Origin of the sequence: Alicyclobacillus sp. SO9 (assembly GCF_016406125.1) — a bacterium.
In the GTDB taxonomy this organism is placed as follows: domain Bacteria; phylum Bacillota; class Bacilli; order Alicyclobacillales; family Alicyclobacillaceae; genus SO9.
Genome location: NZ_CP066339.1, coordinates 4,376,619 through 4,398,610, shown reverse-complemented (window position 1 = coordinate 4,398,610; position 21,992 = coordinate 4,376,619). Strand labels below are relative to the sequence as shown.

Below are 21,992 nucleotides of genomic sequence, written 5' to 3'. Positions count from 1 at the left end.
CGTACTAGGTTGCGGCAGTATTTTGGGACGGGAAGAATACGTGATATCATTACTAGGAACACTTTCAAAGTACGAAGGGTTCAAGTTCCAGAAGTCTGAAAGGAGTAAGAATATGGTTGACGTTGCAATTGTAGGAGCAGGACCAGCAGGCGGAAGTGCTGCTATCTTCACAGCAAAAGCTGGTCAAGATACGCTTGTTCTCCATAATAATCAGAGTGTGACACGACGTGCTTGGTTAGAGAATCATTACGGAGCAAAGGATGTTTCCGGTCCGGATTTGATTGAAACTGGCAAACAACAGGCAGAAAAGTTGGGTGCCAAGTTTGTTGAGGCAGAAGTCGAGAACATTACAAAGACCGCCGACGGATTCCAGATTGAAACCAACAACGGAAACTATGAGGCGAAGCAAGTTATCATTGCGACGGGTATGTATACAACTCTGGCAGAAAAAATCGGCTTGAAGACCAAGCCGGGGACAGAGCCTCGCATCAAGACAATTCTTGATGTTGACACACAGGGCAAGACAAACATCGATGGCATCTGGGGCGCAGGTACGATTGCCGGCGTCAGCATGCATACCATCATTACTGCTGGTGACGGTGCTAAAGTTGCAATTAATCTGCTGAGTGAACTGAAGGGTGAACGCCACGTCGATCACGATGTTCTCCAATCAAAGTAAGCACGGTTGCACGACAGAGGCAAAGTGAGTGCTCATCCCTTTTGGGCACTGAACTGTCTCATGACGAGCCTCGACTCGAACAGAGGGCTGCACCTCCGATTGACGCAGGAGGGGGCAGCCCTTATTGCTTTATCGCGAAACCAGGAAGGTGTCGGAGTCAGGGAAAGACAGTTGCGTTGATACTTCTTGTTCCCGCAAATAGAGGGTGCAGGAGAGGCTCTTCATCTAGTACAGTTGCAACAATTTGGTAGAGGTTCAGTCCCGTGTCGGGCGTATCTGACCATGTCATGTTGTCCGTAATGACAAGAAAGTTCTCCTTTTGCGACGTGTGAGGATTGTCCATCTGTACTACGTGACTTGTTAGAAATGTGCCGTTGCGAATCAATTCAATGGATACAGATAAATTCTTATTGTTAATGTCTGACACAAATTGTATGGATGAGTCCAGTTTCACTCTATCTTCATGAGACGTTGCATAGACACTGAGTGTCAGAACGGGAGCCGGATTCGTACTAATCTCCAGATAGTGACTTGTACTTTGAACAAAGAAATAACTCGGATTGCCCATTATAGCACACCACCAGAAGTTGAGACTTAAGAAGTGGAAGTTGTCCTCGCTACTACATAAAATGATGATACAGTTCAGATTGAAACGGATAAGTGATGACCGCAGTCAGAATTGTGCACCTCTTTGTGGTCTCCAGGCTCACGCAGGGTTGTAATGGTGAAACGGTTATGAATGCTGTGCTGGTTTTGTGTATGATAAGGCCTAGAAAGTCTGCAAAACATGCACTTCTTTAAAACATGCACGACACGTGATTCCAGGAGGATACGAATTTGACCCAGTTTCGACTTATTGCGAGTACCGCCTTTGGTTTGGAAGCAGTTGCAAAACGCGAACTTCAGAGTCTGGGTGTCAGTGAAATTCAGGCTTATAACGGGTATGTTGAATTCGTAGGGGATGAATTGACGATTGCCAGGGCTAACTTGTGGCTGCGGACGGTCAACCGAGTGTTTATTAAAGTGGGACAGTTTACCGCACGTACCTTTGAAGAGCTGTTCGAGCAGACTAAGGCGCTTCCGTGGCCAGAACTCTTGTCAAAGGATGCCAACTTCCCCGTGAACGGCCGTTCATTGAAGTCGCAGCTATCCAGTGTGCCGGCTTGTCAAAGCATTGTAAAAAAGGCTGTTGTGGAAAGTCTCAAAGAGCGATACAGAATGGAAAAGTTCCCTGAAACAGGACCGCGCTATACGATTGAAGTGTCTTTGCTCAAGGATGAGGCTGTTATCACGCTCGATACCAGCGGCGAAGGACTGCACAAACGCGGGTACAGGAAACTGACTGCCAGTGCGCCTATCCGCGAAACCTTGGCTGCTGCCCTGGTTTTGTTGAGTCGATGGGGACCTCATCGCCCCTTTGCCGATCCCCTTTGCGGATCAGGCACTATCGCCATTGAAGCGGCAATGATTGGTTCGAATCTGGCCCCTGGACACCGCCGGACTTTTGCATCAGAGCATTTCATCTGGATGGACAAAGGTTCTTGGAATGAAGCGCGGCAGGAAGTGGAGGATACCCGTCAACGCAGTGCTTCGTTGGAAATTCTCGCAGGCGACATCGACAAAGAGGTGCTCAGTCTGGCAGAATACCATGCGCGACAGGCGGGAGTGGGTCCGCAAGTCCAGATTGTGCATCAGGATGTAGCAAAATTCCAACCTGATGACCCGTATGGTTGTATCATTACGAATCCTCCGTATGGAGAACGGCTGTGGGAGGAAAGGGAAGTTCGAAAATTGTATCAGACCATGGGTAAATCCTTCGCGCGGTTGGACACATGGTCGAAGTTTGTTATTACGTCCTATCCTGACTTTGAGCGAGTGTACGGAGACAAGGCGGACAAAAAGCGAAAATTGTATAACGGACGCATCCAGACGAACTTCTATCAGTACCTGGGCCCATTGCCGCCGCGAAAGCCTCATGACTAGAAATACGACAACCGGTTTGTAGGTTGGTTCTCAGTTTTGTGAGAGAGCCAACCTCCTGCCCCAACGTATAACTAACAATTTGTTCACACCGCCCTTCCGTGTGTCAAGGAACTTGAGCTGCTGTTATAATAAAAATATGAGAAAATTTCAAACACAAGGCGGGAGGGAGGTCATTTCATGAAGATACGCTGGTTAAAGCATGGAAAATGGCCTGGTTTCCTTGTGGGCCTTCACTACTACACAATTGGTTCATTCATACTGCTGATGATAACCGGTCTTGCGCTCTATTTGCCGGCTTTTCACACGGTTTTAATTCCGTATCTGTCGATGATTTATCAGGTGCATATACTGCTTGGACTTGTGTTCGGTATCACCTTGCTGTTGCCTCTGTTTCGTCTGCTCCCATCTGGGAAAACCATCTGGCGGCTGGATTGGCTGATTCCGATTGCTGCGGGTATTGCCATTGTTTTCACAGGAATTTTGTTGTGGGGAGTGACTGTATTTCCGACTGCTTGGAGGAGTCCGGCATTTCAATGGCACGGCTACTTTTCCTATGGACTAGGAATCTGGGTGCTGATTCACGTCGCCTATAAGACTTTTGGTTTTCGCCCGAACAAACTCGGCTATGCAGGTAAAGTCTATCCTGAGCGCCGGTTGTTTCTCAGGTGGCTCGGCACTGGTCTGGTTGGCGGAGCAGCATTAACCCTGATTGATCCGTTCGCAACCCTGCCAGCCTTGTTTACTTCTCTGCGCAGCGGCGGTGAAACCACCACTGGAGGCTCTGGCACTCAGTTTCCGGAGTACTTTACCGTTACCGGAACCTATCCTTCCATGCAACTTCAGGACTATCAGTTGAAAGTGGGCGGGCTTGTGGAACATCCGCTCACACTTCGTTGGAGTGACCTGCAGTCTCTCAAGAACCACACAGAGACGGAGAACTTTCACTGCGTCACAGGATGGAGCGTCAACAACATTACTTGGGAGGGAGTCCGGATTTCTCAGTTGGTCGCCAGGGTGAAGCCCCAGTCTGCCGCCAAGTATGTTCACTTTTATTCCTTTGACGGGGTTTATACTGAGTCTCTGCATTTGACTGAAGCACTTCACCAAGGGGTACTACTGGCATGGAGTCTCAACGGTCAGCCGTTAAAAAGAGAAGCAGGCTACCCTTTGCGGCTTGTCGTACCGAATATGTACGGGTACAAGTCGATTAAATGGGTATCACGCATCGAATTTAGTGACAAGCCCATCAAAGGTTTTTGGGAACAGCGAGGATACAAAAGCCAAGCCTACTTTCGCAGGAGTCAACAAGCATAGAAGCTGAACACAGCAAGAGACTCGTGCAACTGTAATGTATGTGTTGGGCACTGAATAGTATGAATCAGTGCAAGTGAGCACAGTTGCTGCTGTTGGGGGCTTGGTCTATGCATCTGAAGGGAAAGCGTGTTCTTGTCACTGGCGCTGACGGGTTTATTGGCTCACATTTGGTTGAAGAACTGGTTCAGACAGGGTGCGACGTCAAAGCTTTTGCGTGGTACAACTCGTTTGGTTCTGCGGGCTGGCTGGACAGCCTGGATGAGAGCGTACGAAATGAAGTAGACGTTGTTCTTGGAGATATCCGCGACGCGAGTGCTGTCAAGAGCGCACTGAGTCAACGGGACGTGGTTTTTCACTTGGCAGCACTGATTGGCATTCCATACTCCTACGTTGCTCCGGAGTCATACGTCGACACAAACATTCGCGGAACACTGAATGTCCTTCAGGCCGTACGCGAACTCGAATTGGAGAAAATGATTCATACCTCTACAAGCGAAGTCTATGGGACCGCCCGATTCGTCCCGATTACGGAAGACCATCCGTTGCAACCGCAGTCGCCGTATTCTGCTACAAAGATGAGTGCGGATGAACTGGCGCTGTCTTTCTACTACTCATTTCAAACTCCCGTTGCAGTGATTCGCCCCTTCAATACATATGGTCCCAGACAGTCCTTGCGTGCAGTGATTCCGACGGTCATTACGCAGATTGCCCAAGGTGCGAAGACCCTGCGCCTTGGTTCACTTCATCCTCGAAGAGATTTTAATTATGTGCGGGATACGGTGCTCGGGTTCACTGCAATGGCAGCCTCTGAACAGTCTGTCGGAGAAGTTGTCAATATTGGCAGCGGCTTTGACGTCTCTATTGGTGAGACAGCGCAGCTCATTGCCGATATTATGGGCGCCGCTGTCGAGATACAAACGGATGCACAGCGAATTCGGCCCAAAGACAGTGAAGTAGAGCGGCTGTTGGCAGACAACCAGAAAGCACAGCGTTTGCTGGGATGGAAGCCGCAGCTTTCCGGGGAAGAGGGTTTGCGGCAAGGGTTGACACAGACCATTGCCTGGTTTTGCACCGCAGAGAATTTGAAACGCTTTACACCGCAGGTATATACCATATGAACAAGCAAACGTTTCTCAAAGATGTTGTGCTGAGGTTGAAGTCTGTGCTTCCGGCGGAACTGAATCCGACAGCGCTGCATGAACCTGCTATCTCAGATTTGGAGAGGGACTATGTCAAGGCGTGTCTGGATAGCGGTTTTGTCTCTTCAGCGGGTAATTTCGTCAACCAGTTTGCCCGGGAACTCGAATCGTTTACAGGTGCGAGACACGCTATACCGACGGTAAACGGAACCTCAGCATTGCACTTGTGCCTCAAACTGGCAGGGGTCCAAGCGGGGGATGAGGTTCTGGTTCCCGCTCTGACGTTCATAGCAACCGCCAATGCAGTGTCCTACTGCAACGCCGTCCCTCATTTGGTGGATTGTTCTCCTGAGACACTTGGCATCGACCCTGCCCGCCTGGACACATACCTTGCTGCTGTCTGCCAAATGCGCAAGGGTCAATGTTGGAATCGGTCAACCAAGCGAATAGTGAAGGCGGTGGTGGCCATGCATGCACTGGGTCATCCTGTCGAACTGGACTTGCTGATGGGTGTCTGTCAGAAATATGGTCTGGAGTTGGTGGAAGATGCGGCTGAATCACTGGGATCGCGTTACAAAAATCGCCACACAGGCACCTTCGGCCGACTGGGAGCCCTCAGCTTCAACGGCAATAAAATCATCACAACCGGCGGCGGCGGCGCGATTCTGACAGATGACGACGAACTGGCGGCAAAGGCAGCGCACCTGACAACGGTGGCCAAAGAGCCTCATCCGTGGGACTTCGTTCATGACGATATTGGCTACAACTATCGCATGCCGAATCTAAATGCAGCTTTTGGTCTCGCACAGATGAAGCGGCTGCCAGACTTTGTTCAAAAAAAACGACACTTGGCGAAGGCGTATGAAGGGGCGTTTCGTCTTTCAGAACACGTGCGCTTCTTAACCGAACCGGAGTTTGCAACGAGCAATTACTGGCTAAATGCTTTGATACTAGATGAGACCGTTGCACCGTATCTTGAGGACTTGTTGGCGCTGACCCATAGTGAAGGCATCATGACCAGGCCCTTGTGGAAGCCTCTGCACAGGCAAGCGCCGTATCAGGACTGTCCGCGGATGGATCTATCTGTTTCGCAGCGTTTGGCAAAGCAGGTGATGAACATTCCCAGCAGTCCAGCGTTGGGGGTTGCTGATGAAGACAAGTAACGTGTGTGTTGTGACGGGGAGCCGTTCGGAGTACGGTTTGCTGCAACAGGTGATGAGTTTCATCGCAGCAGACTCCTCATTACGACTGCAGGTTGTCGTGACGGGGATGCATCTTTCACCGGAGTTTGGCTCCACTTATCGAGACATTGAAGCAGATGGATTTGTCATTGACGAGAAAGTAGAAACCCTACTGTCCAGTGATACCCATGCTGGGACAGCGAAATCTGTCGGCCTGGGCTGCATCGGTTTTGCAGATGTCTACCAGCGTCTGCAGCCTGACGCAGTTGTTGTTCTGGGAGACAGATACGAAATTTTCGCTGCCGTCCAAACTGCTTTTATCATGCGTGTTCCTGTTGTACATATTGCCGGAGGTGATGTGACTGTGGGTGCCTTTGACGAGGGACTCCGTCACAGCATGACAAAGATGTCTGCACTTCACTTTGTCACCAACGAACCATCGCGTAAACGGGTCGTACACCTAGGTGAGGACCCGAATACAGTGTACAACGCAGGCCATCCTGGAATTGACAGAATTCTTGGTTTACCCAGGCTCTCGCAGTCAGCAGTGGAAGAACGTCTCCAATTCACACTGAGAAGTCGAAACCTGCTGGTTACTTATCACCCTGTGACTTTGGGGAACCGTTCTTCAAAGGAGGAACTAGAAGAGGTTCTACACGCATTAGAGCAACTGGAGAAAGACACCGGAATCATTTTTACAAAACCCAACGCCGACCCCAACGGAAGAGTTCTGATGCAACTGATGGACAAGTTCACCGCAGCTCACGACAATGCTGTAGCCGTCACATCGCTGGGACAACTGTACTATTTTAACCTTGTACGATTTGTGGATGCAGTGGTCGGAAATTCGTCCAGCGGTTTAACGGAAGTCCCCAGTTTGCATAAGCCGACAGTAGATATTGGAGACAGGCAAAAAGGCAGGTTGCGGGGGGAGTCCGTCATTCACTGTGAACCGTATGCTAAGGAAATTTTCTTAGCCATTCAGAAGGCGTGGAAGCTGGATTGCAGCGGAGTGTCGAACCCGTATGGAAATGGAGGCAGCAGTGTTCAAATCGTGCGTATTCTCAAGGAACGGTTGGCAGAGGGAATAGACGTGCGAAAGACATTTTACGAGGGGGGCTGTTAGGTGCCAAAAGGTCGAACATTGGTTGTAGCTGAAATCGGGGTGAATCACAACGGATTGGCGGATGTGGCCAAACAGCTCATTGACGCAGCAGCGAATGCCGGTGCTGATGCGGTGAAGTTTCAGACATTCAATGCGCAACATCTGGTTAGAAGGGATACAAAGAAGGCAGCGTACCAAGAGCTGGCGACGCCGTCTGACGAGTCTCAATACGATATGCTGCACAAGTTGCAGTTGTCTGCGAAGACATTTGGCGTTTTGAAAGACTACTGTGAAGAGCGTCAACTAGAGTTTATTTCGACACCCTTTGACGAACCCAGTGTAGACGTTCTAAATGATTTGAAAGTAGACAGACTCAAGGTAGCTTCCGGGGATATTACATCGGCTCCTCTCCTCCTCAAAATCGCCAGAAGCAGGAAACCTATCATTCTCTCAACGGGAATGGCAACCATTGGTGAAGTGGAGACAGCTCTGTCCATTCTTGCCTTTGGTTTGACCGAGTCTGCACAAACGACGGCTCCTCTGCAACCGAATGCAATGGAGTTTCGACGTCATTATCTGTCCGAATCGGGTCAAGCAGCTATCGCAAAATTCGTCACCCTGCTTCACGCGACATCTGAGTATCCTGCTCCCTTTGAGCACGTGAATTTACGAGCTATGGATACACTGGCTTCCACGTTCTCTTTGCCTGCAGGGCTCTCCGATCATACTTCAGGAATTACGATTGCGATTGCTGCGGCAGCGCGAGGGGCTGCCGTCATAGAGAAGCATCTGACCCTCAATCGGAGCTTGCCCGGCCCCGATCACCGAGCTTCACTGGAACCTGCCGAGTTCGAGCAAATGGTCAGGGCTGTACGCCAGACAGAGTCGGCGCTTGGCTCATCTATGAAACAACCCAGTGTCGATGAACAAAACAATGCTCAGCTTGTCCGCAAAAGTGTTGTGGCTGCGCGCTTTATCCGCAAGGGAGAAGTACTTGGCGCAGATAATGTCACGACGAAGCGCCCCGCAGAGGGAATCTCTGCCGCATACTACTACGACGTTCTTGGGAAGACAGCATCTCAGGACTTTGAAAAGGATGAGCCAATCCAATGGATATAGGTATCTTCGGATCGTCAGGACTTGCACAGGAAGTTGCCGACATGTGCTTGGAAGCGGGCTACGCCAACGTGGTTCTGGTGGAAAAGGCGGGCGTTGTACCCGATACCCTTGCACACCGCACTTTCCCGGTGATTTCGGAAGAAGAACTCCATCAACTGGACACTGACGGATGGGATTTTGTCATAGCAGTCGGGAATCCCAACATACGACGCCAAATTTACGAGCGGCATCCGTTGCTTCGTTATGTCAACATGGTCCATCCGGATACGAGTTTTGGGAGACAGCAAAAGGCAGAATTGAGACAATGCATTGGTAACATTGTCTTGGCTGGTGTACGAATGACGACCCATGTTCACTTCGGCAATTTTGGCCTGTACAACTTGAATGCGACAGTAGCCCACGACTGTGTCATCGAGGACTTCGTAACCGTTGGACCAGGGGCAAACATTTCGGGAAATGTGCAATTGATGGAGGGGGCGTATGTGGGAACGGGATCGGTCGTATTACAGGGCAAGTCCTGCCGAGACAAAATGCAGATTGGGCGCTACAGCACCGTCGGAGCGGGGGCTGTTGTCACGAAACCTGTTGCCGATTTTCAAACCGTGAAAGGTGTCCCGGCAAAGTAAAGTCATCATATAGGGGCCCATTCACCGTGAACAGTCGCGCTACCAGGCACTCAAACCGCCGTCTACAAACAGGTTCTGCCCTGTGACGTAACTGGAGGCATCAGACGCCAGGAACAGGGCGGCACCTACCAGTTCATCGGCCTTTGCCATGCGCCCCATTGGGACCCGGTTGGAGTAGTTTTTTACAAAGGTGTCATTTTGTCCGCTTTCAACGCCGCCTGGTGTGAGTGTGTTGACACGAATGCCGTGCTTTGCCCACCTTGCGGCCAAGTGATTGGTCAGTCCCACAATGGCGGCCTTGGATGCGGAATAGACGGCGGGCGTGTTAATGGTTGTGCCAAGGTAGTGCGAGTCTTGATAGATTCTGTCATCAGGCCCCAGTAACCCGTAAATGGAGGATGTCTGGATGATGGACCCGCCCGTACCTTGTGCAATCATCTGCCTTCCAACAGCTTGGGCGGTCAGAAAGGCACCATCCAGGTTGACGGACATTACCCGTCGCCATTCATCCAGCGAGTACTCCTCAAACGGGGCGAAAAAGGCGTCAAGGTGTTCCGACTTGCTTGCAGCATTGTTCAGCAGGATGTGAATATCACCCAAAACCTCACACGTCTGACCTATCATATGGTCTACGGCGGCAGGATTCGAAACATCACAGCCGATTCCCGCAGCTCGAGTGCCGTAGTCTTGTGCGAGGCGGGAGGCGAATTGTTGTGCCTTGTCTGCATCGAGATCGACAACGGCAACCTGAGCTCCTGACTCTGCCAACCCTCTGCAGAATCGACGGCCCAAAAGCCCTAGGGCACCCGTGACAATGGCTGTTTTCCCGCTTAAATCGAATAACGCTCGATAAGTCTGTGTGCTCACGCTTGACTGCGCCTCCGCTTCATCAAGAATTCTACCCATTCAAAGTCCAACTCGGAGTCAATATCAACCGACCGTTCCGGCGGCATTACGTATAGACGCGTTTTGTCTGTAAACAGCGTGAAGTCGGTAAGAAACTGACTGCGTTTCCACACATAAATGGACGCATTCAAATCAAAAGTTAGAGGTACATCCTGACGTCTGACAATCTCTTTCCCTGATTGCTTGACAAGTCTCGTCACCCCTGTATCAAGGACCTCGACCATATTAAAATACGGTGACTTACGTGAAGGTGTACCCGTGAGGATGTTGGCGGCATCGGATTGTTCCAGAAGACGAACGGTGGTAGTGATGTCTGCCAAATCTCGCAAAGGGGATGTTGCATCCAGGTCAACCAGCGTGTCAAAGGTCACATCGAGCCGAGCCTCAACGGTTTGTACACAGTGATGAATGGCAGGGAGTTTGGGCGCATCATCTCCAGCCAAGTCAGGAGGACGGACGACAAGCTCATCTGCTCCGTACTCTGCAGCGGTAGATAAAATCTCTCGGCTGTCACTGCTCACAGCGATGGTGTCGAACAACTGTGAGGATTTTGCCTGCTCTACGGTGTGCGCAATGAGAGGTCTGCCGAGGAGTATGCGAAGGTTCTTGTTTTTAACGCCTTTTGATGCGCCTCTTGCACAAATCGTACAGAGTCGTTTCATCTGTGGACCCACCGTCCTTCTTGGGCTGCTTTTGCCGCTGAGGCAATCAGTTCATCTGTCTGCAAAGCATCCTCGGCACTGCATAGCACCGTGTCGTCCTGAAGGATTGCAGCCATGTGTTCCAGCTTATAGGTGATATCCAAATCCAATTGAAATTGCGTAGTTCCGTGAGTAGACGTAAGCGTGTTCTGAATTAAGTCAGCCGCATACGTTTCTGTATCAGTGTTAACGATTACTTGCCTCTGCTGCAGTCGGTCGACGTAGTTTAATTGGACACTTACAACGGGACAGCGCTGCGTCGACAGCAGCAGTGCAAAGACATCATCGCTATCAATCTGAAGTGTACTAAAGTGCCCTCCAAGAGCAGCGACTTGCTGCCATGGGCCAAACAGCCACTGAACAAAGTCCAGTTCATGACTCAAATCGCGAAGAACACCGCCCCCTCTGTTCTGACTGGCAGAATAGCTTCTGCGATAATCTCCACTACGCCACGCAGGCAGGTATTGGCCCACATACAGATGCGCAGAAATAACAGACTTCTCCTGCACAAGCTTTTTCAGGCGAAGCAACACTGGGTGAAAACGGAGGTTATAGCCAGCGAATGTATTGCTAAGGTCAAAGGCTTGTGCATTGTCTGCATCTCCAAAGAGAGGTTTCTCTACTAGCACAGGTCCCGTAAATCCCAGTCGTCGGATCTGCCGTAGTGTTTGATAATGTCTATCTGTCTCATTTGCTATGACTACGTAGTCAGGTATTGTTCGCTCTAATATCTGCTCAGTCGACACAGATATCGGATAGGAAGTGCCTTTGATGCCGCCTCGAGAGCTTACAACGATGACTTCGTAGTTGAGTTGATGAAGGATACGAGCGTGTCTTCGCCCAATTGATCCGTACCCAATGATGAGCGCCTTCATGGGAACACCTCGGTGTATTCACGGTTTGCGCGGACGTAGTCGTCCATCTTACCAATGTCCAGCCAATACTCGCGGATTGGGAACGCACTGATGTGATAATGCTGTTGTACCATTTGTTGGAAACATGTCGTCATGTCTGTGTAAATGTCTGGTTGAATCAGAGTGAGGACCTTTGGGTCAATCACATAAATGCCTGCATTTACAAATAGCTGTTGGACAGGTTTCTCTTCAATCCCCATAAACTGATGGTTCTGTAGCTGAACCACTCCGTAAGGCAATGTATAAGTATGTTCGCGGACGCACATTGTTGCGGCGCTTTTGTTTTCCAGGTGGAATTGCAGCAATTGCTCAAAGTTCACGCTCGTGAGCAAATCCCCGTTCATGACGATGAGAGGTGAGTCAGGAATCACAGGCAACAGGGACAAAGCGCCTGCAGTTCCCATTCGTTTCTCTTCTTTCAAGTATTTAATAGTGACGCCCCATTTGCTTCCGTCTCCAAAATAGTCTTCAATCATGTTGCCTTTGTAATTGACAGAAAGAAAGAATTTATCAAAGTGCTGGGCTATGAATGATTCTAAAATCGTTTCCAGGATGGGCTTTGGACCTACTTTTAAGAGCGGCTTGGGGCAACTGTCTGTAAGAGGAGTGAGACGGTGTCCAAGTCCTCCGGCCATGAGCACGACCCAATTTTCGTGCTTACTATGGGACGGCTGAAAGGCATTCCATACTTCCAGTCCCAAGACACGGCCGTCGTCATCCACAACCGGAACTGCGCGGATTCCTTTCTCGAGCATGTTTTGACGCGTTACCTTTGCGGGTGTGTCTATTGAGGCGGTGATTGGATTGCGGTTCATAATCTCCTCTGCATGGACACTAAAGTCTTTTGCTCGCAAGATAGCTCTGCGAACGTCGCCGTCCGTCACCGTACCCAGCAACTTAAAGTCGCCGTCGACAACGAGGGCAATTTGATGGCGGCCCTTATCAATAATTTCAACCGATTCGCGGATAGATGTCGATGGACTGATGAATATGTCTGTACAAGTCTGCATCTCCGCTCCTGTCCTTTCTCATTTTGAGATGGGTCAATCTTGCCGTTCGCTGTGACAGAGCAGCCCTGGATAGAAAAACCCAGGGCTGGCTGTAGACCGAAACAGGTATGCCGTTCTAGACGTGCCCTTGCGCATATGTCTCCAACGTACTGCCCGCTGCATTTGCCTTCTTTGAAGATATCCGCACGTATTTGGTGAAAAACCCTGGCGTGAATGTGAAGATTCGACCGGTCGTGAGGGTTTCCACCTTTCCGGTTGGATCGTCATACCAGTTGGTTCCATCTGCACTAAGCTGCAGTTTTGTGTCAATACTTCCTCCGGCGCCAGCATTTCGCACTGTGAAGGTGAATTGGGATAGCTGCAAGACGTCCTGAGTGAATCCAGCAAAATACGTAGCAGTAGACGAGACAACGTGTGTGGAGGATACGCTAACCGTAGAGCGACCGCCAAGTTGTACGTAGGCGGCGGTAGATGCGGTGGATTGAACCAGCGTCATGCGCAGGAGCGAAGCTGTCGTCTGGAACACCTGTGCACGGAGTTCCGAATACGTTGACTGAAATACCCGCGCTTGCAGGTTGGAGGAACTCGTCTGGAAGACGTTTGCCGCCAGCAGGGAGTTCAGCGACTGGAATATACGCGCCTGCAGGTTGGAAGCGGAGGTCTGGAAGACGTTTGCCGCTAGCAGCGAGTTCTGTGACTGGAATATGCGCGCCTGCAGGTTAGAAGCAGAGGTCTGGAAGACGTTTGCCGCCAGCAGGGAGTTCAGCGATTGGAATATGCGCGCCTGCAGGTTGGAGGCAGAGGTCTGGAAGACGTTTGCTTGCAAATTAGAAGCAGCCGTTTGGAAGATCTGTGTTTGCATGTCTGATGCTGTGGATTGAAAGACCTGGCTTCTCATCGTCGACGCAACTTCTGAGAACACTTTTGTGGACACTTTTTTCATCTCCTCTCCACGAAGATTCCTAAATATGACTCAACAGGGGAGTCATGCTATCATACGAAACTTGTTCGATTTTTCCACGGCCGTTGCTGTAGGCTGAAGCGGTATTTTGTGGAAATTGTTTAGCGTGCAGTAAGTGCCCAGGACAGGCGTTTGAGAGCAAGAATGCCCGCTACGAATTACCGTCGTTATCCGTTTGGGCAGAGACCTGTTGTGCTTGGAATACAATGTGCAGTTTCGTGGACATATCCCGGGTTTTAGAGCGGTACTGTATGCGGATGAAGCGGGAAAACTGAAGCGGTGTCAAAATTTTTGACTGGCCGGCAGACAGAGCGTATGTACCGTCTAGGTCCTTTACCACATTCTCATTATCAGTGGCCAACTCCACAAAGATTTCTGCATCGTTGTCTCCCTGGTTGTGGACGAGGTAGACATACTGAACTGCGTGGCTGATATCTTCGAAAGGCAATGGCGTGTAGGTGTTAAAGGTGTACACCGTTTGCCTCTGTTCGTAAAAAGTCAGAGTATCTGTATGGACATCGACCTTCGATCGCGTCTCTAAACGCCCGCTTTCATCGACTCGAACCGGCAGTGTGTTTTTTTGATATTGTCCATAGATTTTCGTTCGCGGCATTTGCTTCCGTTTTTTGTATACGGGAACCGTCAAAAGGCGGCCGTATTCATCGGTCTGTACCTGTTTCACGACCTTGTTGTTTTTGTCGAGAATCTGGACTTTTGGTGTAGAAGACGACACTTGCTGCCGCTTCTTCAAGGCATTCTTCGCACTGGATTTCCGGACTGTTCTTCCCGAAAATTGGTTTCTTGGTTTAGATTGACTCATCACCGCTCTTCCTCCCAAGTTGACTGCCATATCTTATTTGGCAATGTGTTGCCCTGTTCGGGTTTTCACCTACATTTCAGTGATTTTTATCCAGTATGCCCATTCAGACGAAGAACTGGCTGTATAGAGTAATAGGAGCCGACTTACACGTTCAGCAGGACATTTGTCGTGTCGACAGCACAAAAGGCGGCGGGAAAATGGGCGAATGTTGACCAGGATAAAAGGGCAGGGGGCAAGGAAAATGGACTCAGAAATGGAGTCACAAATGGACTCAGAATCAAAACAGGAACAAGCACCGCGGGAAGAATTGCTGGTAACGCTGGAGGAGTGGTACCAATGGCTTAGCAGCAATCCGGACGTGCTTTTTGGTTTGGGCGATGTGAAACGCCTGCAGGGTCCTGTAGTGTACTTTCACAAAGCCAATAACTGGCTAAGCAGAACAACCATGTTGAATGCAGATTGGTTCTTTAAAGAAGGTTCGGACATCGTGATGAAACGTTGGAAAGAGGGAGAGTACGATGCGTATGACTCATGAGGCTGCAGAGATTACCGACTCCATTGCAGCAGGCTGTACAGCATGGCGCAACGGTGATGATGCACAAGGCAAAGAACACTTTCAACGGGCCTGTTTGCTGTGGCTGGAGACTTTAGATGACGTGCAACGCCCTGGTCCTGCGGATGACACCGAATTCGTCTCAGAGACAGCCTGGCTTACTCCTCCTGCTGCAACAGAAGTTACCCGCCTGCTGAAACAAGTCCTTCAGTCACTTCACAGCCGCGACATCATCCATGCCACAGACACTCTCGAGTACAAAATTCTGCCGCTCCTCATTGCAGAGGCAGAAGACAGTGATGAATCAACAGGAGGGTTGAAGCAATGAAGAATCCAGTACTGGAAAACAACCTTTCAAATTTACCTCCACACTTGAAAGACGTCCTGCCGCAAATTCGTGAAGGGAATCCGTTGTCTCAAACCGTTGAGACAGTCCTTGGAGAGCGCGGTTGGCCAGTCGCTGTAATGAGACGAGATGATGCTGTTATTCATACGAACAGCCTTGTCGATCCATGGGAAGAAGGCAAACAATGGGCGCAGACACTGGATTACAAGGATGTTATGGTCAGCTTCATTTATGGATGCGGCTTCGGCTATCCCTTAATTGAGTACTACCGAAGAAAGAAACCCTACACAGAAACCATTATTTTTGAGGAAAACACACACTTGTTTTACGCAATGCTCACCCGTATTGATATGACACCCCTGTTAAAGGACCCGTCGGTTCATTTCGTCATTGGCACGAGCAATCAAATGAAAGCGATGCTGAACAGCGTGATTACATCAGAATTTCTGCTTCGTGCAACAAAACCTGCTGCATTCTTTACGTGGTTGGCACACAGAAATGAAAAAGCAACTTATTTAGCGCTTCATGAATGGTTATGGAATACACTGGAGCTGCATTTGAGCAGTGTCGGAAATTCGGTTCACGACACGCTGGTTGGTATGTACAATACCTTGGATAATGTGAATGCCATACTGCACAGCCCGAAGCTGGATTCGTTGAAAAACAGTTTTGCAGGCAAGCCGGCATTCATTGTCTCAAATGGACCGTCATTGGACAAGAACATCGAACTTCTTCATGAAGCAGTGGGAAAATCCCTCATCTTTACTGCTGAATCTGCACTGCAACCTTGTCTTCGCAGAGGTATTGTACCAGATGCCATCTGCGTCACAGAACGGACCCCCAATGTCTATCACATTCACTTTGAACACCAAGAGATTCCGCCGCAGCTGGTCATGGTTGGACTGACCTTAATGGATCCCAGGATTCCAGCCAGTTTTAAAGGCCCGTGGGTCCCTGTATTTCGGAACAGTGAATCTACTGGCAAGTGGATTCAAAATGCTATTTCGGAAAATCCCTCGGGTGAGGCACCGAAACCTGGACACGAGCCTTCGGGTCTTCACGGAGGGGGTTCGTCAGCTCATTTAGCCTTCGAGTTTGCCCTCTGGGTCGGAGCGAATCCGATTGTTTTAATTGGCCAGGATTTGGCGTTCGGACCGAACAAGCAGACACACAGCAAGCTGTCTGCATACACGCAGGCGGATTTGGAAAATCAGGTAAAATTGCTGCAGTCACAGCCCTCTTTCACCGTAAAGGGAGTGGACGGTCAGCCTGTCCTTACGACAAAAATCTGGTACGAGTTTAAAACCTGGTTCGAGCAGAAGATTCAAGAGTACAGCAGTGTAGACTTTATCGATGCTACAGAAGGTGGTGCTTACATTCAAGGAACCCGACTGATGACCCTTCGTGAGGCCCTTGACAACTATTGTACGGACCCGCTGCCGATGAATTTGTATCAGTACCTGGAAAATGTGACACAGGATAAGCAGGCGGTTGCCGCCGATTCCCAGATTGAAGAGCGAACAACTACGCTTGTGAAGCAGGTTGTGGATATCAAAGCCAAATTCTCAAATTTGGTTGAGCAAGCTGACAGCGACATCCACAATTGCAATCTGATTGAGCGGGCTTGCAAACTGCAAGAAAAGTATCCAGAGAGCAGTTTGCCGCCTTTTGTCGAGAAACTGTTTCAGACCAATACTGCCGCATTTAAGAAGTACGCAGTAGACGAACAGATTGTCCCCTTTACTCAGCAAGTGATATTTGCCATACACAAACAAATCAATGACGTGGGCGAGGTGGACAGTGTCCAACGGTTGAAACAGGTTACAGGCTTACAGAAGCAGATGTTTCAGTATTTGCAGCGAACGTGTCATTTCGTAAAAAATCACTTTGAACTGGCAGAACAACACCTGAAGCAAACCTTTTCCAAGTCATAAGGCCGCGAAGCAGGAGTTTCCATATGCCAAACTGCAAACAAACCCGCTGCAAGGGTGCGGGTTTGTTTGTGTTCTTAGCCGATATTGTGAACGCATGTCAGGATTGGAAATCACGTATAGGGGGTACCTCTACCAGACTGCGCATTTGATTTTGTGCGCGTCGATGCTGCTGCAACCCGTAGAGTGCTGCAAGCACGGCGGACAAGAGCATGAAGACTGCACTCGATGCCACACCCATTTGTAACCCCATTTTGTCCACTGTCCATCCGCCCACAAGCGGACCTATCATTTGGCCGGCAGCGAATAACGCTGAGAAGATGCTCAGGATGTTGGGGTATGATTCCGCAGATAATTCTCTGTTCAGCATTGCACTGGTCATGACAGGAGGGGATAGGAACGTGGCTAAGCCGATAAGGACGGCACCAACGAAGGTGAGTGTAAAATCATCGAAGAACACAGCTGCAGTACCCAGTGTTCCGACGGCCAAACCAATTGCCAAGGTGAAACCGTTTGGCCATCTGTCAATCACTTTGCCGGCCAGCACCCCGTTAAACATACTCGCCAAGCCAATAGCGGCCCATATCATACCGGCCTCCAGAGCTGGGACACCCTGTTTTACCAGAAACGGTATGAGATAAGTAAAGTACACAATATAGCTCCAGCCGTAGAGAAAATACGAAAGTGCCAAAAGCAGCAGCTTATCAGCAGCAAAAATCATGCGATAGTTTGTCCGTGGCCTTGAACGGTTGGAGGCAACTTCCTGTACTTCTACTTTTGGTTCAGGCGTCCGTCTTAATACCGCTTCAAAGCCTACAGCACTGAGAACGCCAAACAAACCCATGGCCATCCAGGAAATTCGCCAAGCAAAGACATGAGCTGGGTTAATCACTGCTGGCGCAACGAGGCCCGAAACCACAATTCCCGCTGAACCGCCCATCCATATCAATCCAGAGGCTGAACCTCGTTGACTCGGCAGAATTCGGTCGAGCGCCAAAGACAATACCAACACGGTTGAAAATGCCGACATCAGGCCAATTACAAGGCGCCAGGCGGCAAGTTGAATGAGGCTGTAACTCAATCCTGACCCCATCATGGTTAGACCCAAAAGACAGCTTGCAAAAAGATTTATTCTTCGCCTGTTCATTTGGAAGCGTGTCAGCATCAATGGCAAAGCCATGGTTCCCAGAAAATAGCCAACGAAATTGAGTGTGCCGACAATCCCGAGTTCACCGTAGGTGCCTCCCAACACGCGCTGGATGATTGGCATGAACAGTCCATATGACAGACGAGAAAAGCCTAAGATAATCGCGAACAGAAGTGAGGCCCACAATGTCGTCCAACTGACAGCAGACTTGTTCATGGATTCGTAACCCCTTCACTTTAGGTTGACAATAGAATGAGGGATGGTATCTTATTTGTAAAATAGAATTAAATAAATGTTTGATTCGTTTTTATAGATAAGGAGGCTGGAGATGGACTTCAAAGCTCTCAAGACATTTCACACCATTGTGGAACTGGATGGATTTCAGAAGGCCGCTGATGTACTCCAGTATGCTCAGTCCACTGTGACGGTTCAAATTCAAAATTTGGAGTCGGATTTGGGAGTAAAATTGTTCGATCGCCATGGGAAACGCGTCAAACTCACCGAAGAAGGTCGACTGCTCAGCCTGAAGACGGGCAGTTTGCTGAATGCAATTGAAGACATTAAACGGTTGCTTACAAGTGCCGGCAGTGGATATGCGGGTCGAGTCCGGATTGCGGCGAATGAACCCTCTGCCAGCCTTCGACTGCCGATGATTCTTGCTGACTTCTGTCGCGAACGGCCGCAGGTGCAGCTCTCGCTGGATGTTGGAGGTACTGAATTCATTACAGAAACGATTGCTGAGGGCCGCGCGGACTTCGGTCTGTGCTCGCCTCCCGTCACACAGACAAATCTGTTCTATGAGCCCCTCTTTGACGAGCAGTTCGTACTGCTCGTGTCTACCCAGAATCCTCTCGCGAATCGCCCCGATTTAACCATGGACGACCTCTCAACGGAACGCATTTTGATGAAAGAAAGGACTTGTCAGTATCGGGCAATGATTGAAAGGTCGCTGATGGAACAAGTCAGCTATCCCGGCAGCGGTGTTGAAGTTGGGAGTTTCGAAGCACTCAAAGGTATGGTGCAGGCCAACCTCGGTGTTTCCTTCGTTCCTGAAATCAGCGCGGCACAACTCCCTCCTGGTACAGTAGCACGGACCCTTGTTGACACCACCGTCCATTTGCCAATCGGGCTTCTTTACAGAACCGATTTGACGATGAGCAAAGCGGCGCAATCACTATTGGAGATTTTTCGAGGCCAACTGAGGCAAGCAGGAAGAGAATCACGCCCCCTGTCCGGTGAGGCACCAGCTCTGTCATAGCGTTACAATGGCCGCAGGAGACTAACGCCATGCACGCAGGTGTACAATAACGTTAGATTTCCCGGAAAGGATGAATGAACCGTGACGCAGAGCAACGGAGAACATACATACACAAACCGTCTTTTTCATGAAAAATCTCCATACCTTCTTCAACACGCACACAACCCCGTTGACTGGTTCCCGTGGGGAGACGAAGCGTTCCAGAAGGCCGAGCAAGAGGATAAACCTATCTTTTTGTCTATTGGCTATTCTACTTGCCATTGGTGTCACGTGATGGAGCGGGAGTCGTTTGAGGACGATGAAGTAGCAGCATACATGAATGAAAACTTTGTGGCCATCAAGGTCGACAGGGAAGAGCGCCCCGACATCGACAGTATCTACATGACAGTGTGCCAGGCTCTGACGGGTCAGGGAGGCTGGCCGTTGACCATTGTTATGACGCCGGACAAGAAACCGTTTTTTGCCGGAACATATTTTCCCAAGGAACGAAAATACGGCCGCGGCGGTTTGCTCGATATTCTGGCGAAACTACTGGAAGAGTGGAAACAAAACCGAGACAAAGTGGAACAATCCGGTGACAAAATCGCAGAGGCTGTCAGCGCTCATTATCAGTCAGGGGCCGCGGCGTCAGACTTGAATGAAGAGACGGTACACAGCGCCTATCGGACCCTTGCGGATGAGTTTGATGCGGAATACGGCGGCTTTGGCGATGCGCCCAAGTTCCCGACTCCGCACAATCTGTCGTTTCTGCTTCGTTACTACCAGCAAACCGGTGAAGTCCATGCGCTTGAAATGGTGGAGAAGACGTTGGATGCGATGTACCGGGGAGGCATCTACGATCACGTTGGCGGCGGCTTCGCCCGCTACTCCACCGACCGGCGGTGGCTTGTCCCGCATTTCGAAAAAATGCTTTATGACAATGCGTTGCTGGCGATTGCCTACCTGGAAGCTTATCAGGTGACAAAACGCGACAGGTATAAACGTATTGCGAAAGAGGTCTTCACATATGTTCTGCGGGACATGACATCCGTTGAAGGCGGGTTCTACTCTGCGGAGGATGCGGACTCCGAAGGTGAGGAAGGCCGGTTTTACACTTGGACGCCAAAGCAGGTGAAGGCGGTTCTCGGAGATGAAACGGGATCTCTCATTTGCAACTACTACCAGGTCTCAGAGTTCGGAAACTTTGACGGGAAGAACATTCTGCATTTGATGAAACAAGATGTTCAGGCGTTCTGTGAAGAACGCGGACTCGATGAAACAGAGTTTGAGGCTCAGCATACTAACGCGAGAAACAAGCTGTTTCAAGCGCGGGAACAGCGCGTACATCCTCATAAGGACGACAAGGTTTTAACGGCGTGGAACGGTCTCATGATTGCCGCGCTTGCCAAGGCCGCACAGGTGTTGGGAGACGAGGGATATAAGGATCACGCTGTAAAAGCAGCTGGTTTTGTCTTGACACATCTTCGCCGCGAGGATGGACGTCTGTTCGCTCGCTATCGGGATGGTGAAGCGGCGCATCTAGGCTATCTGGACGATTATGCCTTTTTCATCTGGGGCTTGACCGAACTCTACGAAGCCACATGTGACGCGGATTACCTGGAGACCGCAGTGGGGTTGAATCGGCAGATGAAAGAGCTGTTCTGGGACGACAAAAACGGCGGCTTCTTCTTATATGGAACAGACAGTGAAGCGTTGTTTGCAAGGCCCAAGGACATTTACGACGGTGCACTGCCGTCAGGAAACAGTGTGGCGGCTTGGAATCAGTTCCGGCTGGCTCGTCTGACAGGTGACGCAGAATTGGAAGAAGCGGCAAACCAGTGTCTTCAGGCCTTTTCAGGAGAAGTCAATCGCTATCCGGCAGGATATACCCACTACTTAATGGCTTTGTCCTTTGCATTGTTCCCAGGAAAGGAGATTGTACTTGTGGGCAAAAACGATGATCTGCAGACGCAAGATATGCTTGCGGAAATCTATAGCAGGTTTCTGCCTAATACAGTCTGGGCTGTCAATAACGGATCTAATCAATTCCGTAAGCTGATTCCCTTTGCAGCTTCTTATCAACAGCAAAACCAACAAACCACGGCCTACGTTTGCAGGCAATTCGCATGCCAAGCCCCCACAACAGACCTGGAGACATTTAAGCAATCGCTGTAAATTTCCACGCTAGGTCACAGTCGGTGAATCTTGATGGAAACAGTGCGAGTCACGACGTAAGTTGTGACAATTTCATTTATTGGTGCAAAATCTTTGAAATTAATTGGAAAAATGCACATAATAAAGAAGACATGTAAACGCCGAT

The 21,992-nt window shown here is 49.9% G+C and carries 21 protein-coding genes; 13 read left to right on the top strand and 8 right to left on the bottom strand.

Annotation, left to right across the window (positions count from 1 at the left end; all coding sequences use genetic code 11):
• Positions 1-112 precede the first annotated feature (112 nt).
• Positions 113-679 (top strand): FAD-dependent oxidoreductase, encoded by a 567-nt coding sequence (locus tag GI364_RS20510; protein ID WP_370541801.1) that lies wholly within the window; start codon positions 113-115, stop codon positions 677-679.
• A 157-nt stretch (positions 680-836) separates the two neighbouring features.
• On the opposite strand, the gene GI364_RS20505 is transcribed toward GI364_RS20510, so the two are convergent.
• Positions 837-1,247 carry a hypothetical protein gene (locus GI364_RS20505; RefSeq protein ID WP_198851045.1) on the bottom strand — a complete coding sequence of 137 codons (411 nt, stop codon included), beginning with the start codon at positions 1,245-1,247 and terminating at the stop codon, positions 837-839.
• A gap of 269 nt (positions 1,248-1,516) precedes the next feature.
• Here GI364_RS20505 and GI364_RS20500 point away from each other — a divergent pair, with 269 nt between their 5' ends.
• The 7 genes from GI364_RS20500 to GI364_RS20470 all read left to right on the top strand — a co-directional run bounded on the left by GI364_RS20500 (position 1,517) and on the right by GI364_RS20470 (position 9,146).
• Positions 1,517-2,662 (top strand): THUMP domain-containing class I SAM-dependent RNA methyltransferase, encoded by a 1,146-nt coding sequence (locus tag GI364_RS20500; RefSeq protein WP_198851044.1) that lies wholly within the window; start codon positions 1,517-1,519, stop codon positions 2,660-2,662.
• Between the two features lie 177 nt (positions 2,663-2,839).
• Positions 2,840-3,976 carry a molybdopterin-dependent oxidoreductase gene (locus GI364_RS20495; RefSeq protein WP_198851043.1) on the top strand — a complete coding sequence of 379 codons (1,137 nt, stop codon included), beginning with the start codon at positions 2,840-2,842 and terminating at the stop codon, positions 3,974-3,976.
• Positions 3,977-4,083: 107 nt separating this feature from the next.
• Positions 4,084-5,094, top strand: a complete 1,011-nt coding sequence (locus tag GI364_RS20490; RefSeq protein ID WP_198851042.1) for an NAD-dependent 4,6-dehydratase LegB — start codon at positions 4,084-4,086, stop codon at positions 5,092-5,094.
• On the top strand, positions 5,091-6,278 hold the full coding sequence (locus GI364_RS20485) for a LegC family aminotransferase (protein ID WP_198851041.1): 1,188 nt from the start codon (positions 5,091-5,093) through the stop codon (positions 6,276-6,278). The genes GI364_RS20490 and GI364_RS20485 overlap by 4 nt, the downstream gene beginning before the upstream one ends.
• Positions 6,265-7,422 carry a UDP-N-acetylglucosamine 2-epimerase gene (neuC, locus tag GI364_RS20480; protein ID WP_198851040.1) on the top strand — a complete coding sequence of 386 codons (1,158 nt, stop codon included), beginning with the start codon at positions 6,265-6,267 and terminating at the stop codon, positions 7,420-7,422. The genes GI364_RS20485 and neuC overlap by 14 nt, the downstream gene beginning before the upstream one ends.
• Positions 7,423-8,520 (top strand): N-acetylneuraminate synthase, encoded by a 1,098-nt coding sequence (neuB, locus tag GI364_RS20475; protein WP_198851039.1) that lies wholly within the window; start codon positions 7,423-7,425, stop codon positions 8,518-8,520.
• On the top strand, positions 8,511-9,146 hold the full coding sequence (locus GI364_RS20470) for a PglD-related sugar-binding protein (protein ID WP_198851038.1): 636 nt from the start codon (positions 8,511-8,513) through the stop codon (positions 9,144-9,146). Before neuB ends, GI364_RS20470 begins: the two co-directional genes overlap by 10 nt.
• 39 nt (positions 9,147-9,185) lie before the next feature.
• On the opposite strand, the gene GI364_RS20465 is transcribed toward GI364_RS20470, so the two are convergent.
• From GI364_RS20465 to GI364_RS20440, 6 genes are all read right to left on the bottom strand, one after another.
• On the bottom strand, positions 9,186-10,013 hold the full coding sequence (locus tag GI364_RS20465) for an SDR family oxidoreductase (RefSeq protein WP_233095898.1): 828 nt from the start codon (positions 10,011-10,013) through the stop codon (positions 9,186-9,188).
• Positions 10,010-10,714 carry an acylneuraminate cytidylyltransferase family protein gene (locus tag GI364_RS20460; protein WP_198851036.1) on the bottom strand — a complete coding sequence of 235 codons (705 nt, stop codon included), beginning with the start codon at positions 10,712-10,714 and terminating at the stop codon, positions 10,010-10,012. Before GI364_RS20460 ends, GI364_RS20465 begins: the two co-directional genes overlap by 4 nt.
• Positions 10,711-11,628, bottom strand: coding sequence for a Gfo/Idh/MocA family protein (locus GI364_RS20455; RefSeq protein ID WP_198851035.1), 918 nt, complete (start codon positions 11,626-11,628; stop codon positions 10,711-10,713). The genes GI364_RS20460 and GI364_RS20455 overlap by 4 nt, the downstream gene beginning before the upstream one ends.
• Positions 11,625-12,677: a nucleotidyltransferase family protein gene (locus GI364_RS20450; protein WP_198851034.1), complete on the bottom strand. Its 1,053-nt coding sequence runs from the start codon at positions 12,675-12,677 to the stop codon at positions 11,625-11,627. The genes GI364_RS20455 and GI364_RS20450 overlap by 4 nt, the downstream gene beginning before the upstream one ends.
• Before the next feature lie 115 nt (positions 12,678-12,792).
• Positions 12,793-13,611 carry a DUF6385 domain-containing protein gene (locus tag GI364_RS20445; RefSeq protein WP_198851033.1) on the bottom strand — a complete coding sequence of 273 codons (819 nt, stop codon included), beginning with the start codon at positions 13,609-13,611 and terminating at the stop codon, positions 12,793-12,795.
• Between the two features lie 178 nt (positions 13,612-13,789).
• Positions 13,790-14,458, bottom strand: coding sequence for a DUF6385 domain-containing protein (locus GI364_RS20440; RefSeq protein ID WP_233096200.1), 669 nt, complete (start codon positions 14,456-14,458; stop codon positions 13,790-13,792).
• 241 nt (positions 14,459-14,699) lie between these two features.
• Here GI364_RS20440 and GI364_RS20435 point away from each other — a divergent pair, with 241 nt between their 5' ends.
• From GI364_RS20435 to GI364_RS20425, 3 genes are read left to right on the top strand one after another with little or no spacing between them, the layout of a single operon-like run.
• Positions 14,700-14,993 (top strand): hypothetical protein, encoded by a 294-nt coding sequence (locus GI364_RS20435; protein WP_198851031.1) that lies wholly within the window; start codon positions 14,700-14,702, stop codon positions 14,991-14,993.
• The gene (locus tag GI364_RS20430; RefSeq protein ID WP_198851030.1) at positions 14,977-15,339 is read left to right on the top strand and encodes a hypothetical protein; all 363 of its coding nucleotides are present in this window, start codon (positions 14,977-14,979) and stop codon (positions 15,337-15,339) included. Before GI364_RS20435 ends, GI364_RS20430 begins: the two co-directional genes overlap by 17 nt.
• Positions 15,336-17,291: a motility associated factor glycosyltransferase family protein gene (locus tag GI364_RS20425; protein ID WP_198851029.1), complete on the top strand. Its 1,956-nt coding sequence runs from the start codon at positions 15,336-15,338 to the stop codon at positions 17,289-17,291. Before GI364_RS20430 ends, GI364_RS20425 begins: the two co-directional genes overlap by 4 nt.
• Positions 17,292-17,388: 97 nt before the next feature.
• Here GI364_RS20425 and GI364_RS20420 read toward each other — a convergent pair whose 3' ends face one another.
• Positions 17,389-18,651, bottom strand: a complete 1,263-nt coding sequence (locus GI364_RS20420; protein ID WP_198851028.1) for a YbfB/YjiJ family MFS transporter — start codon at positions 18,649-18,651, stop codon at positions 17,389-17,391.
• A 112-nt stretch (positions 18,652-18,763) separates the two neighbouring features.
• Between GI364_RS20420 and GI364_RS20415 the strand changes: the two genes are divergently transcribed.
• Both GI364_RS20415 and GI364_RS20410 read left to right on the top strand, forming a co-directional pair.
• Complete coding sequence (locus GI364_RS20415) at positions 18,764-19,693, top strand: LysR family transcriptional regulator (RefSeq protein WP_198851027.1); 930 nt, start codon at positions 18,764-18,766, stop codon at positions 19,691-19,693.
• 81 nt (positions 19,694-19,774) lie between these two features.
• Positions 19,775-21,847, top strand: a complete 2,073-nt coding sequence (locus GI364_RS20410; protein ID WP_198851026.1) for a thioredoxin domain-containing protein — start codon at positions 19,775-19,777, stop codon at positions 21,845-21,847.
• The last annotated feature ends 145 nt before the right edge of the window (positions 21,848-21,992 follow it).

Coding starts and splice junctions, on each gene's coding strand:
- GI364_RS20510 (WP_370541801.1), top strand. CDS start 113: ATGGTTGACGTTGCAATTGTAGGAGCAGGACCAGCAGGCGGAAGTGCT.
- GI364_RS20505 (WP_198851045.1), bottom strand. CDS start 1,247: ATGGGCAATCCGAGTTATTTCTTTGTTCAAAGTACAAGTCACTATCTG.
- GI364_RS20495 (WP_198851043.1), top strand. CDS start 2,840: ATGAAGATACGCTGGTTAAAGCATGGAAAATGGCCTGGTTTCCTTGTG.
- GI364_RS20490 (WP_198851042.1), top strand. CDS start 4,084: ATGCATCTGAAGGGAAAGCGTGTTCTTGTCACTGGCGCTGACGGGTTT.
- GI364_RS20485 (WP_198851041.1), top strand. CDS start 5,091: ATGAACAAGCAAACGTTTCTCAAAGATGTTGTGCTGAGGTTGAAGTCT.
- neuC (WP_198851040.1), top strand. CDS start 6,265: ATGAAGACAAGTAACGTGTGTGTTGTGACGGGGAGCCGTTCGGAGTAC.
- GI364_RS20470 (WP_198851038.1), top strand. CDS start 8,511: ATGGATATAGGTATCTTCGGATCGTCAGGACTTGCACAGGAAGTTGCC.
- GI364_RS20460 (WP_198851036.1), bottom strand. CDS start 10,714: ATGAAACGACTCTGTACGATTTGTGCAAGAGGCGCATCAAAAGGCGTT.
- GI364_RS20455 (WP_198851035.1), bottom strand. CDS start 11,628: ATGAAGGCGCTCATCATTGGGTACGGATCAATTGGGCGAAGACACGCT.
- GI364_RS20450 (WP_198851034.1), bottom strand. CDS start 12,677: ATGCAGACTTGTACAGACATATTCATCAGTCCATCGACATCTATCCGC.
- GI364_RS20440 (WP_233096200.1), bottom strand. CDS start 14,458: ATGAGTCAATCTAAACCAAGAAACCAATTTTCGGGAAGAACAGTCCGG.
- GI364_RS20435 (WP_198851031.1), top strand. CDS start 14,700: ATGGACTCAGAAATGGAGTCACAAATGGACTCAGAATCAAAACAGGAA.
- GI364_RS20430 (WP_198851030.1), top strand. CDS start 14,977: ATGCGTATGACTCATGAGGCTGCAGAGATTACCGACTCCATTGCAGCA.
- GI364_RS20425 (WP_198851029.1), top strand. CDS start 15,336: ATGAAGAATCCAGTACTGGAAAACAACCTTTCAAATTTACCTCCACAC.
- GI364_RS20420 (WP_198851028.1), bottom strand. CDS start 18,651: ATGAACAAGTCTGCTGTCAGTTGGACGACATTGTGGGCCTCACTTCTG.
- GI364_RS20415 (WP_198851027.1), top strand. CDS start 18,764: ATGGACTTCAAAGCTCTCAAGACATTTCACACCATTGTGGAACTGGAT.